The following is a 16,984-nucleotide window of genomic DNA, read 5'->3' as shown; positions in this document are numbered from 1 at the left end:
GACTTTTTTCGGTCAAAAGTCTAAACTCGAAATGTATCGCCTATGGAAACGTTTCTATTTATTCTTTACATGGACATGTCAGCCCTTTTTTTGTGACATCTGATGATGAATTCCCCCGTTCTGATCGATTTCATGTCCTAACTTAAGCACTGGAAAGCGAGGCTCGATATGATATTCAAACAACAAATGAACATGATTACCTTAACCCGGGATGACCTGTCGTATACATTCCTGCCTACAGGAGATATTTTTGAATTCACGCAGGGCTCCACTCTTATTAATCTGTTCCAGGGTAATCCGGCAGAAGGCTCTTCCAATAATATCTATCTGCGCGTATATACGGAGCAAGGAATCCAGAGCTATCCGCTGCTGGGTATTCAGTCGGGCTCCAAGCTGTCCCGTACCGATGACAAACTGATTTTTGAAGGTTCTATAGAAGCAATCAGCTACCGCGTTACCTTCGCACCGGCCAAGGACGGCATCTGGTTCTGGCAGCTTCAGCTCTCCGGCAACGGCGAGACTGTAGATGTAGTGTACGGCCAGGATGTCGGCATTGCAGAGAAAGGCGGCATTCTCGCCAATGAGCTCTACATGAGCCAGTATCTGGATCACAGCATCTGGGAAGGCCCGCAGGGCTACGCTGTATGCTCGCGCCAGAACCAGCCGCAGGGAACAGAATTCCCGTATCTCCAGCAGGGTGTAGTCGGCTCACGGGCTGTAGGCTATTCCACAGATGGTATGCAGTTCTTCGGCATTTCCTATAAAGGCAGCTATGTGCCTGAAGCGCTTAACGGCAATCTGCAGAACCGTAACTACCAATACGAGCTGGCTTATACCGCACTCCAGACCGAGACTATGGTCCTGTCGGCTCCGGTAGAATTCGCCTTCTACGGCCTATACCGCCCGAATCATCCCGCTGCTGTAACTGAGCTCGAATTCCAGGCTGAGCTGCAGGCAGCTTACGCAGAGATCGACTGGAGCGGCAAGGAAGCCGTGCCAAGCCGGGATGTCCCTGTACTGAGTGGACATATCGGCAAGCCTTATGTCTCCGCGCAGTGGTCACAGGCCGAGATCGATGCTGCCTTCCCTAACCGGAAGCTTGAGGAAATAGAGAACGGCCAGCTGCTCTCCTTCTTCACTGACGGGCATGTCCATGTGGTTCTGCAGCCTAAGGAGCTGCTGGTGGAACGTCCGCATGGTCATATCATCACCTCGCTGCTGGGCGACAAGCAGGTAGACAACAACCTGATCTCCTCCACTAACTATATGTACGGTATCTTCAACGGGCAGACTGTAGTGGGGAATACCTCCTTCCATAAAGGGCTCTCCACGCCGCGCGGCCTGCTGAATATTCAGCGCAACAGCGGTCAGCGGATCTATGTCCGCATGGACGGGGTCTACCGGATTCTTACACTGCCGGCGGCTTACGAGATGGGCGTGAATTTTGCGAAATGGCACTATCAGCTTGAGGATGATGTACTGACCGTTACCTCGATCGCCGCAGCAGGCCAGCCGGATGTTGCCCTTCAGGTTCAGTCGAAGCTGGGCAGATCCTATGATTATCTGATCACGAACCAGCTGGTCATGGGCGAGCATGAATTCCAGCGTCCGGTACGGGTGGAAGAGAAGGACGGCATCCTGCAGCTGCTTCCTGATGAAGCATTGCTTCAAAAGCTTCCTTATCCGGGCCTGCATTTCGATATCCAGCTGCCGGGAACTTCCTATACGTATAGTGACGACCGGATGTTCTATGCCGACAGACAGCCGCGCAATGGCACTCTGCTTACCTTGTCGGTAACGCAGTCTTCCGGCTTCCAGCTCGTGCTTCAGGGCAGACTTACAGCAGCAGAGGCTCTTCCTCTGACGGCCCCTTACACACTGGAGAAGGAGCAGGCACAGTATAACGAATTCTACGCTTCGTTCACTTCCGGCTTCCAGCTTGAGCTGGATGGAGCCGAGCAGTCACGGATCGATATTCTGAATGAAACGGCATGGTGGTACACCCATAATGCGATGACCCACTTCATCATGCCGCATGGCCTTGAACAGCCGGGCGGAGCAGCCTGGGGGACACGCGATGTCTGCCAGGGGCCAATGGAGTACTTCCTGATGACCCAGCATTATGAGCTGGCCCGCAATGTTCTGCTGAAGATCTATTCGCATCAGCTGTGGGAGAGCAAGGAATGGCCGCAATGGTTCATGTTCGACCAGCATCCGGTTCAGGCCCATGAATGGCATGGCGACGTTGTGCTCTGGCCGCTGAAATGCATCAGCGATTACATCCTGGCAACCGGAGACTACGCGATTCTTAACGATGAAATCGGCTATCACCATCTGGCGGACGCTCAGCCAAGCCAGCAGACCGAGACGGTCCTTGAGCATGTGAAGGCTGCCGTAGAGACCATCCGTGAACGCTTCATACCGGGCACTGCTCTGATCAACTATGCCGGCGGCGACTGGGATGACACCCTGCAGCCAGCCAATGAAGCGCTCAAGACCAAGCTGGTCAGCGCATGGACGGTCGCGCTCGCCTTCCAGGTGATCCGCAATCTGTCCCAGGTGACTTCCGCCGATCCTGAATTCTCCGCCAGCCTGGCAGCTATGGCTGAAGAGATGAAGGAATCATTCCGGACCCTCCTGATCAAAGACGGCGTGATCGCCGGCTTCGCTTACTTCCAGGAGGACGGCAGCATTGATTATATGCTTCATCCGCTGGATCAGCAGACCGGCATTCATTACAGGTTATTGCCGATGACCCGCAGCATTATTGCCGAGCTGGTTACGCCGGAGCAAGCGGCAGCCAATCTGCGCTTGATCGATGAACACCTGAACTGCCCGGACGGCGTGCGTCTTATGGACCGTCCTGCCCGCTATGAAGGCGGCGTAAGCACCATCTTCCGCCGTGCAGAGCAAGCAGCCAGCGTGGGACGCGAGATCAGCCTGCAATATGTACATGCCCATATCCGCTATATCGAAGCTTCCGCCAAGCTGGGCGAAGCGAAGCGGGCCTGGGACGGCCTGTTCCAGATCAACCCGATCAACATCCGGCAGAGCGTGCCAAATGCCCAGCTGCGCCAGAGCAACATGTACTTCAGCAGCTCGGACGGCGACTTCCCTGACCGTTACAACTATCAGGAGAACTTCAACCAGCTGCGTGACGGCAGCGTAGAAGTGAAGGGCGGCTGGCGGCTGTATTCCAGCGGTCCAGGGATCTATCTCAATCAGCTGATCTCAGCCGTTCTGGGTATCCGCTTCAGTGAAGAAGAGCTGATTATCGATCCAGTCCTTCCGGCCAGCCTTGACGGCCTGCGCTTCACTTATGAGTGCTTCGGCAAGAAGATAACCTTCGTCTATCACATCAGCGCAGGTGAGGCCCTCACCCCGGAAGTGCATGCAGCAGGCGTTGCTGTTACCGGCCAGGTTCTGCCGAATCCATACCGCCCGGGCGCGGTAAGCATTGCCAAGAATCACCTGCTGAGCCTGCCCGGCGATGAGCTGCATCTCTATGTAACACAATAACTTTCAGTACGCTTACGAAGGAGTTAGCCATGACTAAACCGTTTATCCAGGATCTCGTGAACGATATGACACTAGACGAGAAGTTAGCCCAGCTTACCCAGCTTGGTCCATACTATTGGGGTCTGGATGATACCGTGGATTTGACGGGTCCATTCAAAGAACTTAATATCGAGCCGCAGGTGATCAAAAGCATAGGAAGCGTTCTGAACGGCATCGGCGCACGGAACGTCATTGAGCTGCAGACCCGGCATCTGGAATCCAGCCGCCTGAAGATCCCGCTCCTCTTCATGGCCGATGTCATTCACGGCTACCGGACCATTCTGCCGATTCCGCTCGCTATGGGCTGTTCCTTCGATCTCGATGCCTGCGAGCAGTTCGCTGAGGTAGCTGCGCGGGAGAGCGCTGCCGCCGGCATTCACCTCACCTTCTCTCCGATGACCGACCTCGTGCGCGATCCGCGCTGGGGCCGGGTCATGGAGACCTCCGGTGAGGACCCTTACCTGAACGCCCGGGTGACCGAGAGCATGGTCCGGGGCTACCAGGGCAAGGACCTGAAGGAGCCGGGGCGGATCGCTGCCTGCGTGAAGCATTTCGCCGGCTACGGCGCGCCGGAAGGCGGCCGTGAATATAACACCGTGGACATGTCCACCGGCGTACTCCGCGAGTTCTATCTGCCAGCCTACAAGGCGGCAGTAGATGCCGGTGTCGCTATGGTGATGGCGGCGTTCAATACCATTGACCGCATTCCGTCCAGCGGCAACAGCAAGCTCCTGCGCGGTATTCTCCGCGAGGAATGGGGCTTCGATGGCGTCACCATCGCCGACTTCAACTCCGTGAACGAGCTGGTGCCCCACGGCGCAGCGCAAGACGGACGTGAAGCTGCCTTGAAGAGCCTGGTAGCCGGACTGGATATCGAGATGATGTCCACCCACTATCTGAACCACGCTGCTTCGCTTGTCGAGGAAGGTCTTCTCGACCTCCGCCTGATCGACGAAGCGGTTACGCGGGTACTGGAGCTTAAGGACGCCCTAGGCCTGTTCGACAATCCGTTCAAGGATGCCGACCCTGTAGCTGATGAAGCCGATAAGCCAAGTCCCGAGCATCTTCAGGCGGCACGCGAGCTTGGCGCCCGCTCGATCGTTCTGCTGAAGAACGAAGGCGGAGTCCTGCCGCTTACGCGCGGCATGAAAATCGGCCTCGCCGGTCCCTTCGCTACCTCGATCAATGTTCTTGGCGGCTGGGCCGGTACCGAGAAAGACCCGGCGGTCTCGCTCTACGAGGGCATCACCGGCAAAATCCAGGCAGCGGACCTGCTCACAGCAATGACAGGCGAGCTGGGAAGCATGCTGGAGGGTGTATTCGATGTGGAAGATGCTTCCGAAGCGGCTTACGAGCAGCTGAAGGACTGCGATGTCATTCTTGCTGCAGTCGGCGAGAATCAGCAGGATACCGGGGAAGGCGGCAGCAAGGCCAGCCTGCGGCTGTCCGCCAATCAGGAGAAGATGATCCACCGCCTTAAGGCAACCGGCAAGCCGGTGGTCACTATTGTGTTCAGCGGCCGTCCGCTGGAGCTTGCACCAGTGCTTGCGTCAAGCGACGCGCTGGTACAGGCCTGGTTCCTCGGCACCGAGTCGGGAAATTCCATTGCAGATGTGCTGTTCGGAGATTATAACCCGTCCGGACGCCTCTCCATGAGCTTCCCTTACTCTGTGGGACAGATTCCGGTGTACTATAACGCTTATCAGACGGGACGCCCTTATGATCCGCAGTATCCAAATGTGCGTTATGTAACCCGCTATCTGGATATTCCGAATGATCCGCTGTTCTGCTTCGGCTATGGCCTTAGCTATTCCACCTTTGCTTACAGCGGCTTCACTGTAGAAGCTGCGGCAGACGGCAAGGTACTTGCCTCTATCCAGTTGGAGAACACCTCGGAGGTTACCGGCAAGGAGACCGTTCAGCTCTATATCCGCGATGTTACCGCAAGTGTGGTCCGTCCCGGCAAGGAGCTGAAGGGCTTCAAGCAGGTTACCCTTGCCCCGCATGAGAAGCAGACGGTATCCTTCGAGATCACCAGAGACATGCTCATGTTCTACGGCCAGGAGGATCAGCTCGTGTTCGAGCCAGGAGACTTCGACATTATGCTTGGTGCAAACTCCGGCGATCATAGCACGCAGCGGATCTGGATCGGCTGACCCTACTTTTCGCTCCAGGTGAAGCTACCCGATAGACCCAAGTGGAAACGGCTTTGCCGTCCTTTTGAAGGGAGGCACCCGTTTCAACGAAAAATAGCGCCAATCCCCCACTTCACAAGTGTAGGGATTGGCGCTATTTAGATTGCACAGCTCTGCGTTACGCCCCGGTCAGCAGCTCGATATCCAGCCGGGCAAAGGTATCCTTCCATTCCTCCGAGCAGCCGCTGTCGGTCAGCACCATGGAGATATGCTCAAGCGGAGCGATCTGGGCAAAGGTAGTGATGCCGAATTTGGAATGATCCGCGACCAGAATGGATTCCTCGGCCCGTTCCATCATTTTGCGCGAGACGAGGGCTTCTTCCAGGTGGTAGTCGGTAATGCCCTCCGAGAGCGAGATCCCCCCGGCAGAGATGAACGCCTTATTCACCTTGAACTGGCCCAGCAGATCATGGGCGGTGCCCCCTACTGACGCCTGATACCCTGCATTCACCTCGCCCCCGGCAAAAATAACCTTCCCCGCAAACAGCTCCAGCGCACAATTCAGCACGGGAACAGAGTTCGTAATCACCGTCACCTGTGTACGGTCCTTCAGCGCGCGCATAATCTCAAGGGTCGTTGTCCCGTTGTCGAGAATCACCGTCTCGCCGTCTTGAATGAGTGAGGCGGCCAGCCTGCCGATAGCCTGCTTGTCCGGCAGATGCATCTGGGCGCGCTTCATGAACGTAGGCTCATGATTCTCCGAGCGGATTCGTACCGCTCCCCCGTACACCTTGCGCAGCCGCCCTTCCTTCTCCAGCCGGTCCAGATCGCGCCGGATCGTCTCCGTTGTCACCCCGAACCGCTCTGCGAGAAAATGCACCTGGACCTTCCCCGCAAGCTCCAGCTGGGCGAGAATCGTGTGCTTGCGTTCTTCATAGGTCAGCGACATCCATGCTTCCTCCAGTCGTTGTAGATTTATTATATAGATTGTACTTTTATTTTTTCTGATGATGGGATTGGCCGTGACACCAGAGAATAGTTGGCCCCCCAGCCGCTGTTGTCCCAGATTTCCATGATTCAGCCACTTTTCGCGGGAGAAATCCGGTGACGGCTGCTGCACGAAAGTAACCAGGCCCGATGTATGTCAAAAACAGCATACAATCCGCCTACGCGAAGGTATCAGACCCAATGTATGTCAAAAACAGCATACAATCCGCCTACGCGAAGGTATCAGACCCAATGTATGTCAAAAACAGCATACATTCTGCTTGCGCGAAGGTATCAGACCCAATGTATGTCAAAAACAGCATACATTCTGCTTGCGCGAAGGTATCAGACCCAATGTATGTCAAAAACAGCATACAATCCGCCTACGCGAAGGTATCAGGCCCAATGTATGTCAAAAACAGCATACAATCCGCCTACGCGAACTAGTTAGTAAATTCAAATTTTTGTTGGGTATCTCTAGTCAAAATGTTGTTTCTAGTGTATTGATGTTGTTTTCACCAGTATATGAATCTGAATTCCACTTGTCAATGCGAGACCCCTGCCACAGAAACATCCTACATACATAGCTATGTAGGTCTAGCACACATTGTACTTTATACAGCAGATTACTCCAAAATCGTCCGAAAATAGCCTCTGCTGCACTTTGTACACTAGAATTCTGCTAAGAGGAGGTTTGGAAGCTATATTAGTAAAATCTAATGTATAAACTGCAGCAGAATCAGCTTTTGCCCAATATCGCGCTAATTCTATTGTATGGAATACAATCAGCAACAAAGGCGGCTTGACAGAATAACTAAACGAGCCTAAAATCAACATGAAACAACATAAAGAAACATGAATCAACAACAGATCAAGTCGACAACTCTACACTGTTACATCACCACACGCCTTACTGCCTTACCCATAATCGGATTGACAAGAGAGGGGATTTCCCGCATGAACAGTAAATTATCATTTCGGCCAGACGGTACCTTCACCATCGTACAGTTCACTGACCTCCACTGGATGGATGGAAGAGCAGAGGACCAGCAGACCCGGGAGCTGATGGAGCTGGTGCTGAAGGCGGAGCAGCCCGACCTGGTTATTTTTACAGGGGATACCATTTATACAGGTCCGGTCCGTGAAGGCGAGCTTCCTTGCCAGGACCCCAAGCAGGCCTTCCGCGATGCCGTGGCTGCTGTAATGAATTCCGGTGTACCTTGGGCGTTCGTATTCGGCAACCACGACACAGAGAACGGAGTGACCTACAGCGAGCTGATGGAGATTGCGCAGGAGTCCCCGCAGTGTCTGGCTGAGGCTGGTCCGGCGGAGCTGGCCGGTTCAAGCAATTACGTCCTGGAGATTGAAGGCACGGGCAATCATGCGGGAGCCATCCTCTATATGCTCGATACAGGTGCCTACTCTCCGCTGGAACAGATTCCCGGGTATAGCTGGGTCCGGCGTAATCAGATGGACTGGCTGGCAGAGCAGTCTGCACGGCTGAATCCCGGAGAAGGTCAAGCGAAGCGGCCTGCACTGGCGTTCTTCCATATCCCGCTGCCCGAATATGACGAGATGTGGAACACCCAGGTTTGTTACGGACACAAGTATGAACGGGTCTGCGCTCCGGTTCTGAATTCAGGATTATTCGCTGCGCTTGTAGAGATGGGCGATGTGGCGGGCACCTTTTGCGGACATGACCATATCAATGATTTCACCGGCACGCTGCATGGCATCCGCCTAAGCTATGGCCGGGCAACCGGCTATAATACTTACGGGCACGACAACCTCAAACGGGGGGCGCGTGTCATCCGTCTGAAGCAGGACCATCCGTCCTTCGATACCTGGCTCCGGCTGGCAGACGGCTCCCGTTGTACCGAACAGCCTGCCCATACACCTCCCCTGCTGCAGGGTTCACAACACTAACTTACTTCTTGAGGGGCTGACAATCTATGCTGCTGCCAATTCTTTTGGTGCTGGCTTCCGGAATGTGCCACGCGGTGTGGAGCATGTTCACCAAAAGAAGCCTGAATAAAAGCATCTTCCTGTGGTCGATTATGATGGTCTCCACAGTGCTGCTGCTGCCGGTGCTGCTTATCGAGCTGTGGACGCAGCCGCTGGCCGCCGGCGCTTACGCCCTGCTGCTGCTGTCTGTAGCGCTGCAGGCCTTGTATTCCTGGCTTTTATCCATAACCTATGAGATGGGCGATCTGTCCCAGATCTACCCGGTGATGCGGGGGACAAGCACGCTGCTGATCCCGCTGATCGGCGTTATTTTCCTGAAGGAATCCTTGTCTGTCTACGGTTGGATCGGGATCTGCTGCATGCTCGGCGGCTTCGCTGTCCTCAGCGGAATAGGCTCCAGAAGAAGCCACCCGGCTTCATCCGGCTCTGGGTCTGTGTCCGGCACCCTGGCTTCATCCGGCTCTATGTCTGTGTCCGGGACTCCAGCTGCATCCCGCCCCGGCACCACCTTAGGCTATTACACACCGATGCTCATGGCCCTCTGCGTGGGATTATGCACTACCTGCTACGTGTTCGTCGATAAGCTGAACCTTCAGCATATGTCGCCGCTGGCGCTGCTTGAAGTGACCAATATCGGCTTTGTTGCCGGACTGACCCCCGCCGTCCTGAGATCGCGGAAGCTGCTTGAAGAGTGGCGACGCAACACATTCACCATCCTGCTGGGCAGCGTGCTCAACCCGGGCTCCTATCTGCTGTTCCTGTTCGCACTTCAGCAGGCGCCGCTCGCTCATATCAGCCCGCTGCGGGAGATCGGCACCATATTCGCTACGCTCCTCGGTGTGCTGCTCTTGAAGGAGCGTCAGGGCGTGCGGCGGATGATATGCTCGGTTGTCATTTTTTGCGGAATTCTGTTAATTGGCATCTGGGGGTAAGCAGGATAAGGATCACAGATGTCGAATTGAAACCGTATGATGAAGATAACCTCGATGAGTACACACCTAATGAAGGCCCGAGCCAGATTCAACCCCAAGCAGGCTCTGTTGCTGCTTCTTTACTTAACCATTCTGATCAGTCTGCGCTATCTGTGGTTCAATGCCAATACAGCGTCTGAGCATCCCGAGGCACAGCAAGGTGTGCTGGATATGCGGGGCTGGGACTTCGGGAATTCCCCGTCCATCCAGCTCGATGGAGAGTGGGAGTTCTATCCCGGCCAGCTCCTGGGCTATGAGGATTCCGCCCTACTTGCTGCGGCCACACCGCATGTGGTCCAGGTTCCCGGCGACTGGAGCAGCGGCTTCCCGGAAGGAGAGCAATCCTCGCTGGGCTATGGCACATACAAGCTGCGTATACTCGTAGACCCGTCACAGACGGAGTCTTACGGCTTCTGGATTCAGCGCATTCAGGCCACCTCCAGCATCGATATTAACGAGCAGAGAGAGACGAGCTTCGGGAAGCTGTCCACGGATAGCGGGGACTATATCCCTAAGGCGGTCTCTTACACAGCAGCCTACGAGAATCCGGGAAGGCAGGAGATTGTTCTCCTCGTCCGGGCAGCCAACTACGACCATCCGGTGGAGGGCGGGATTGTAAGATCGATCCGTTTCGGCTCCCAAGCCGCGGTGGATACGGAACGGATGTATTCCATCGGCTTCCAGCTGGTGGCGTTCATGATCATGCTGCTGCACGCGCTGTATGCGGGGATTTTATTCTTTTTTAACCGGAAGCAGCGGGCGTTTCTGCTCTTCTTCCTCCTGCTGATGGCAGTAGCAGCTACCATTGTAGTGGATAACGATACGATTCTGCTGATCTGGTTCCCTATTAACTATACATGGGCACTGAAGCTCAAAATGCTGGCCTATCCTGCGTTGTCTCTGTTCATGCTGCTGCTGACGCGCAGCTTCTCGGCCTACGAGCGCCCCGGCCGTCTGTTCAAAATCTATCAGCTGGGTCTCCTGCTCTATACCGCTTATGTTCTGATCTTACCAGCACATTACGTGGTCTATGCCAGACCGTTCTTCTCCGTTTTCTACCTGCTTCCGGTAGCCGGAGTCATCTATTCTATCGGCCGGATGGTCATGAGGCAGGAGCAGGATTCCTTCTTCCTGCTGTTTGCTGCCGCGGCCATCGGCTCCAGCATCATTGGCGGGGCCTTGGAATCCAATGCCAAGGGAAGTATTCTGTATTATCCTGTAGATGTCATTGCAGCCATTATCGGCTTCTCTTCTTACTGGTTCAAGCGGTACTTCCGCAATGCGGAGGAGAACCGGCTGCTCAACCTGCAGCTGAAGGAGAGCGACCGGAAGAAGGACGAATTCCTGGCCAATACCTCCCATGAGCTGCGGACACCGCTGCACGGCATTATCAGCATTGCCCAGACAGTAGCCTCCAAGGAACAGCAGGTGCTGGACGAACAGAGCTCTAAGGATCTGGAGCTGCTCATTACGATCAGCCACCGGATGTCCCTCATGCTTAACGATCTGCTTGATGTGACCCGTCTGCAGGAGAAGCGGATTGTGCTCCAGCGCGAGCCGCTGGCCATGGGTTCACTGGTCTCGGGCGTGCTGGGGATGTTCGAATTCATGATCGAAGGCACACGGCTGCAGCTGCGTAATGAGCTTCCCGCTTCATTGCCGCCGGTCTGGGGGGATGAGAAGCGGATTGTGCAGATCCTCTATAACCTGCTGCACAATGCAATCAAGTACACGCAAGCCGGAACGGTCACCGTATCCGCTGCAGCCGACGGCAAGCTTGCGTGGATCAGCGTAGCCGATACCGGAGCAGGAATCGACAAGGAGACCCAGGCGCGGATCTTCTCGCCGTATGAGCAAGGCAGCAAAGGCATCATTGACGGCGGCGGTATCGGCCTCGGCTTAAGCATCAGCAAGCAGCTGACCGAGCTGCACGGCGGTAACCTTACACTAGACTCTGAGCCGGGAAAAGGGTCCGTGTTCACATTCACTCTTCCGCTGGCCTCCTCTGCCGGTGCACGGGAGAACACCGATCAGAATACAGCCGCCGCAGGGCAGCCGGACAACCCGGATCTGCAAGGGCTGCTGCTTGAGGAGAGCCGGCTGCTATTACAGCAGTCCGATATCCGCAATCTCACAGTCCCTGTGGAGTTAACGAATCCGCCGAAGATACAGGATGCCGCCCAGGAGGCCAAGTCTCTGATCCTGGCCGTCGATGATGATCCGGTCAATCTCAAGGTGCTCTCCAGCATGCTCTCGGCAGAGCATTATCAGCTGGTCACCGCCACCAGCGCCGAGGAAGCCCTGGAGCTGCTGGGTACCGAGCCGTGGGACCTGCTGATCGCCGATGTGATGATGCCGTACATGTCCGGCTATGAATTGACGCGGATCGTCCGGCAGCGCTTCTCCCTCTCGGAGCTGCCGATCCTGCTGCTCACAGCCCGCAACCAGCCGGCAGACATCTATACCGGCTTCCTGGCCGGAGCCAATGATTATGTTGCCAAGCCGGTGGACGCCCTGGAGCTGAAATACCGGGTCCGCTCACTGACCGGACTGAAGCAGTCCGTTACCCAGAGCCTGCGGATGGAGGCAGCTTATCTCCAGGCACAGATTCAGCCGCATTTCCTGTTCAATACGCTGAACGCGCTGCTGGCGCTGAGTGAATTCGACCTGCCGAAGATGCGTGATCTCGGCGAGGCCTTCTCCTCCTACCTGCGCATCAGCTTCGATTATATGAACTCACAGCAGCTCGTCGGATTATCCCATGAGCTGGAGCTAATAGAGTCCTATCTCTTCATTGAGAAGGCGCGCTTCGAGGAACGTCTGCAGATTGAAAGGGAGGTTGATCCCGGCATTGAGCTGCTGCTTCCTCCGCTCACCCTTCAGCCGCTTGTGGAGAACGCCGTCAGACACGGCCTGCTGAGCCGCAAAGCCGGAGGCAAGCTCCAGATCCGCATTCACCGCCAGCAAGGATACACCTCCTTCGAGGTGGAGGATAACGGCAAGGGCATGAGCGGGGAGCAGGTGGTCCGCCTGCTCGACGACACCTTCCAGGCCCACCGCGGCATCGGCCTGCTGAACACCAACCGGCGCCTGACCCAGCTCTACGGCGAAGGCCTCGTGATCCGCAGCCAGCCTGACGTTGGCACTACAGTATCCTTTGTGATTCCTGAGCGGAGGCAGGGCTGAACCGCCCGCTCCATAACGGCAGCATAAATAACCCGCAGTTCAGGAGAAGACTCCAGAGCTGCGGGTTATTACCCGTGTACTTCAAACTACGGCAGCAGCTTGTCCCACTGCTCTTGATATACCTTATAGACCTGAGGATATTTGCGTTTCATTTGACGAATGCCTTCCTCCATGAAATAATCGGTTGTTCCCGGTCCACCCAGGTCATCGAGGAGATCCATTGGATTGAAAGTATCATCCATCTCCTCTGCTTCCCCTTCAGCCTTCCTACGGATTTCATCCTTGAAGAAGGACACTGCCTGCATTTTGATACCGGGATAGATCTGCTTATCTCTCATCAGCCGGTCAATCTCCAGAATCAACTTCGTTCCTGCCTGGGCTTGACTACGCTGCTCCAGCACCTCCGAGTTCTTCGGAGCTACATAATAAGCCAGATCCACAAAAGTCAGGGCTTCTTTATAAGCATTGCTGTCCGAGAGGACTCGGCTTTGTTCCAACAGTTGCTCTACAGCCTGCTCCCTTTCTTCGCCTTCAGGCAAAGAACGCAGATAAGTTCGGATGCGCTGCTTGAGCTTGTTCCAGAACTGCATTTTGTTAAGGTGAAACATGCCAGTGCAGGTCAGCAGCGCCCATCCATCGGAAGCGCTCCCCTCTTGCTGACTGCGTCCAGCCGTGAGGGCGTCCAGATCATCCAGCCAGCCAATTATAGCTTCGGCTGCTGATTGCAGCGCCGCAGCACTCTGCTGCCGCTGTGCCTGCTCCTGCTCATACGCAGTCTTCCAGCCAGACTACAGGTTCTCCAGCAGACTGGCGAGCCGCTCCAGCTTGTCCGCCGTGTCTTTTCCACTCTTATACGTAAGCCGTGCCAGCTTATTCCCCTGCTCACCAATACCGGTCAACTGTCCCTCCACTTCTGCGGCTGAACCCTCTACTAAGATACGCCTCCTGTCTAACACCCTGTTTGAATTCAGTTATTATTATTCCGCAGATCCACAGATCTGGATTTCGTAATTGTAGGCAGGTCAGTTAAAGACTTCACCATTTGTCTGTATGAAGCTACAAACCATGATAGATATGGCACATAACTTCCTGTATTGTAATACTCTAAGATTGCTTCAATATAACCGCTACTCTTCACATATCCTGCCAGCAGAGGCATTTCTCCATTGCCCAGTAGTGAGAATGTCTGCACCATGCGTGCTGTCCGTTTGTTTATATCTTGAAAATACTGTAGATAACATAGGTTAAGCTTCAGATAAATGGCGCGTTCAAACGGATTGTTGATGGTTCCAGCCACCTCAAGTAGATACTTCAATTCCTCATTTAAATAATCTCTGCCCACAGGGGGGGAGTAGTCCGTTCCAGATATTCTGACAGCATCCTCACGTGGAGCTCCGCAATTTGCTGCTGGCAATAAATCTTTGGCCAGGATGGAATGCACATCAATTATAAAGTAACGATCTATTGCTTTATCTTTTGAAGTAAGCACAAAATTATAGGCATCTCTTAAATTCAGAATCATTTGCGCATCAGAATATAACTTACCTCCAGCGGTGATGCCCATTTTTAGAAGATTGATGGTGTCCACTTTGGAGTATGTATTTCCCTCTAACTTAGCAGAAGAATATACAAAATCAATTCCAATCTCCTCTACATTTCGGTAGTTCGTCAGAAAAGACTCCAGTGGATATCTCAAAGAGGCCTCCTGAAGTTGTTTGCTTTGAGAGCCTGTTAATTGGGGAAACTTATTTAATCGCTCCGGATCATAACCTGACATTTCAATTCCTCCTGCTCTACAGAAAGTTCTTCATCCTAATTTTTCATTTTAACATTAATTCTATAATACGTATAACGGATTCTCCCCAACCCATAGCAAAAAAAGACGAGACAGAGTATTCTCCGTCCCGCCTTCGAATCAGTTACTTCAATGTTTTCATCCTACTCTTTACTCTCCTCCGGCGTATAAACCACCATCTTCTCAATCGTAACCACCTTGCCGAAGCTGTTGGTCACCTTGAATACGAACGTATTACTGCCCTCGGTCAGCGTCACCGACTCATAGAAGCTGCCATAGCTGCTGATCAGTTTGTCATTCAGATAGACTTTGGGACTGCTGTCGTTTGCATCCGTTGCACTCCCAGTCAAGGTAAGCTGCTTCGTCTTGGTCGTCTCAGGAATATAATCCAGCTTCAGCACCGGCTCACTCACGTTAAACGTAATAGTCTTGGTCACAGGCTCCGAGCTTTTGCCCAAGCTGTTAGTCGCTTTGAAGGTGAACGTATTCGTTCCTTCTTGGAGCGTTACCGTCTTGTTGAAGGAGCCATATTCGCCTACAAGTGCGTCGTTCATGTAGATCTTAGGATAGCTATCATTCTTGTCACTCGCCTTACCGCTTAAGGTAACTGTCTTGCCGCTGCTCGTCTCGGGAATCAGATCAAGCGTCAGCACGGGACTGTCCACAGCAAAGGTAATCGTTTTGGTGGCAGTGGCCGAACTTTTACCCAGACTGTTAACAGCCTTGAAGGTGAACGTATTCACTCCTTCCTTAAGCGTTACTGTCTTGTTGAAGGAGCCATATTCGCCTACAATTTCGTCATTCATATAAATCTTCGGGTAGCTGTCATTCTTGTCAGTCGCTTTACCGCTTAGGACTACCGTTTTGCTGCTGCTGGTCTCCGGGATCAGATCGAGCGACAGCACAGGTCCGTCTACATTAAAGGTGATTACCTTGGTAATAACCGCTGAGCTTTTGCCCAAGCTGTTCGTAGCCTTGAAGTTAAACGTATTCGCCCCTTCTTTCAGGGTAACCGTCTTGTTGAAGGAGCCGTATTCGCCCACAAGCTGATCATTCATGTAGATCTTCGGATAGCCGTCGTTCTTATCGGTAGCCTTCCCGCTCAGGGTAACCGTCTTGCTGCTGCTGGTCTCCGGAATCAGATCCAGGGTCAGTACAGGCCCGCCCAGGGTCACGACAATCTGTTTCTCCACCACTGCTTTTTTATCATTTTTATTGACTGCGGTCACCACAATCTTGTTCAAGCCTTCCTTCAGCGTTACATCCGCACTGAATTCCCCGTTGTAAGACACGTAGGCGGTCTTATCATTAACCGTAACCTCTGGATTCATGTCGCCGCTGTCCTTGACTTTACCGGTGATCTTGGCTGTAAGCTGATTGGACGTTTCGGGAACCTGCACCGTAAGCTGCGGCCCGGAGGTCTGATAGGTCACCTGCTTCGTCACTGTATTGGAGCGTCCGTTCGGCAGAACCGCCTTGAAGACAAATTCGTAGACCTTCTCTCCCCCATCCAGTTCATACGCCTCGGCAAAAGTTCCCTCCACATTCTCGACTTCTTCATCGTTGATGTACACCTTGGCATCCGCATTCACTTTACCCGTAAGCTTAACCGTTTTGTCCGACACCTGTGCCGGAACCTGCACGTCCAGCTTCACATCCTGTGTAGCGGTAGTATAAGAGGACTTCAGTACGCGGTACAGCAAAGTAGCTACAGAAGCGCGGTTAATCGGACTAGTCGGCCCGAAGGTTCCGTCCGGGAAGCCCTGAATCAGCTTATTCTCCACAGCCACCGCTACTTCCTTCGCCAGTTGTGGAGTCACATCCTCATAGTCGTCGAATCTGTACCGCAGAATATTGTCCGCGTCTACATTATCCGTCTCCAGCCCCATCGCACGTACCAGGGCAACAGCCACATCTTCACGTGTTGCGCTCGCCTGAGGATCGAAGAACGGCTTGCCTTTCACTGGAAAATACCCGGTCAGATAATCCTTGGCTGTCTCCACATATTTGTAGGCCCAGGAGGAAGGAGCGACATCCGAGAATGTCTGCGTTCCATCCGAGACCAAATCAAGTCCAAAGGTCAATGTAATCAGCTTGGCTAACTGTTCTCTGGTAATTGCCGCTTCAGGCTTAAAGGACCCGTCCGGGTTCCCCGTAATAATACCTTGATTCGCCATACTCTGTATCGCTTCATTGGCCCAGTACGTGGTCTTCACATCCACGAATACATAAGACGTCTTCTGCTCTACCACCGTTGCTGCACTAGCCACTCCCCCGCACAGCATACTAAGCAGCATCACCCATGCCGATACTACTCTCCATCTTTTCGCCATCACACTAATCGCCCCCAACCATAGTAAGCAGCCCCGGCCATCCACTCTTCTATT

11 protein-coding genes are annotated in these 16,984 nt (G+C 53.9%); 6 read left to right on the top strand and 5 right to left on the bottom strand.

Features of this window, described 5'->3' with window-relative positions; genetic code table 11:
* Positions 1-186 precede the first annotated feature (186 nt).
* Complete coding sequence (locus tag MKX63_RS11470) at positions 187-3,519, top strand: GH36-type glycosyl hydrolase domain-containing protein (protein ID WP_341017163.1); 3,333 nt, start codon at positions 187-189, stop codon at positions 3,517-3,519.
* A 29-nt stretch (positions 3,520-3,548) separates the two neighbouring features.
* Complete coding sequence (gene bglX, locus MKX63_RS11465) at positions 3,549-5,714, top strand: beta-glucosidase BglX (RefSeq protein ID WP_341017161.1); 2,166 nt, start codon at positions 3,549-3,551, stop codon at positions 5,712-5,714.
* Positions 5,715-5,871: 157 nt separating this feature from the next.
* Here the strand turns inward: bglX and MKX63_RS11460 are convergent, their stop codons facing one another.
* On the bottom strand, positions 5,872-6,642 hold the full coding sequence (locus MKX63_RS11460; protein ID WP_341017159.1) for a DeoR/GlpR family DNA-binding transcription regulator: 771 nt from the start codon (positions 6,640-6,642) through the stop codon (positions 5,872-5,874).
* A 995-nt stretch (positions 6,643-7,637) separates the two neighbouring features.
* Here MKX63_RS11460 and MKX63_RS11455 point away from each other — a divergent pair.
* The 3 genes from MKX63_RS11455 to MKX63_RS11445 all read left to right on the top strand — a co-directional run bounded on the left by MKX63_RS11455 (position 7,638) and on the right by MKX63_RS11445 (position 12,802).
* A complete protein-coding gene (locus MKX63_RS11455) occupies positions 7,638-8,606 on the top strand; it encodes a metallophosphoesterase family protein (protein ID WP_341017158.1) in 969 nt (322 codons plus the stop codon).
* Positions 8,607-8,632: 26 nt separating this feature from the next.
* Positions 8,633-9,577 carry a DMT family transporter gene (locus MKX63_RS11450; protein ID WP_341017156.1) on the top strand — a complete coding sequence of 315 codons (945 nt, stop codon included), beginning with the start codon at positions 8,633-8,635 and terminating at the stop codon, positions 9,575-9,577.
* Between the two features lie 69 nt (positions 9,578-9,646).
* Complete coding sequence (locus MKX63_RS11445; RefSeq protein ID WP_341017155.1) at positions 9,647-12,802, top strand: hybrid sensor histidine kinase/response regulator; 3,156 nt, start codon at positions 9,647-9,649, stop codon at positions 12,800-12,802.
* Between the two features lie 86 nt (positions 12,803-12,888).
* Here MKX63_RS11445 and MKX63_RS11440 read toward each other — a convergent pair whose 3' ends face one another.
* The gene (locus MKX63_RS11440; protein WP_341017154.1) at positions 12,889-13,299 is read right to left on the bottom strand and encodes a hypothetical protein; all 411 of its coding nucleotides are present in this window, start codon (positions 13,297-13,299) and stop codon (positions 12,889-12,891) included.
* Between MKX63_RS11440 and MKX63_RS11435 the strand changes: the two genes are divergently transcribed.
* Positions 13,291-13,524, top strand: a complete 234-nt coding sequence (locus tag MKX63_RS11435) for a hypothetical protein (protein ID WP_341017152.1) — start codon at positions 13,291-13,293, stop codon at positions 13,522-13,524. The two genes, MKX63_RS11440 and MKX63_RS11435, sit on opposite strands and share 9 nt — an antisense overlap.
* Positions 13,525-13,590: 66 nt before the next feature.
* On the opposite strand, the gene MKX63_RS11430 is transcribed toward MKX63_RS11435, so the two are convergent.
* The 3 genes from MKX63_RS11430 to MKX63_RS11420 all read right to left on the bottom strand — a co-directional run bounded on the left by MKX63_RS11430 (position 13,591) and on the right by MKX63_RS11420 (position 16,930).
* A complete protein-coding gene (locus MKX63_RS11430) occupies positions 13,591-13,758 on the bottom strand; it encodes a hypothetical protein (protein WP_341017151.1) in 168 nt (55 codons plus the stop codon).
* A gap of 11 nt (positions 13,759-13,769) precedes the next feature.
* Entirely contained in the window at positions 13,770-14,579 is an 810-nt protein-coding gene (locus MKX63_RS11425; protein ID WP_341017150.1) for a Fic family protein, read from the bottom strand.
* A 161-nt stretch (positions 14,580-14,740) separates the two neighbouring features.
* The gene (locus MKX63_RS11420) at positions 14,741-16,930 is read right to left on the bottom strand and encodes an S-layer homology domain-containing protein (protein ID WP_341017149.1); all 2,190 of its coding nucleotides are present in this window, start codon (positions 16,928-16,930) and stop codon (positions 14,741-14,743) included.
* Positions 16,931-16,984: the final 54 nt, after the last annotated feature.

The organism is Paenibacillus sp. FSL R7-0179 (genome assembly GCF_038002265.1).
Lineage (GTDB): Bacteria > Bacillota > Bacilli > Paenibacillales > Paenibacillaceae > Paenibacillus_AQ.
The sequence above is the reverse complement of the archived record's forward strand: the minus strand, read 5'-3'. Positions and strand labels throughout refer to the sequence as shown.

What these genes read in the sequence shown, in the direction of transcription:
- bglX (WP_341017161.1), top strand. Translation starts at nt 3,549, where the DNA reads ATGACTAAACCGTTTATCCAGGATCTCGTGAACGATATGACACTAGAC.
- MKX63_RS11460 (WP_341017159.1), bottom strand. Translation starts at nt 6,642, where the DNA reads ATGTCGCTGACCTATGAAGAACGCAAGCACACGATTCTCGCCCAGCTG.
- MKX63_RS11445 (WP_341017155.1), top strand. Translation starts at nt 9,647, where the DNA reads ATGAAGGCCCGAGCCAGATTCAACCCCAAGCAGGCTCTGTTGCTGCTT.
- MKX63_RS11455 (WP_341017158.1), top strand. Translation starts at nt 7,638, where the DNA reads ATGAACAGTAAATTATCATTTCGGCCAGACGGTACCTTCACCATCGTA.
- MKX63_RS11470 (WP_341017163.1), top strand. Translation starts at nt 187, where the DNA reads ATGAACATGATTACCTTAACCCGGGATGACCTGTCGTATACATTCCTG.
- MKX63_RS11425 (WP_341017150.1), bottom strand. Translation starts at nt 14,579, where the DNA reads ATGTCAGGTTATGATCCGGAGCGATTAAATAAGTTTCCCCAATTAACA.
- MKX63_RS11420 (WP_341017149.1), bottom strand. Translation starts at nt 16,930, where the DNA reads ATGGCGAAAAGATGGAGAGTAGTATCGGCATGGGTGATGCTGCTTAGT.
- MKX63_RS11450 (WP_341017156.1), top strand. Translation starts at nt 8,633, where the DNA reads ATGCTGCTGCCAATTCTTTTGGTGCTGGCTTCCGGAATGTGCCACGCG.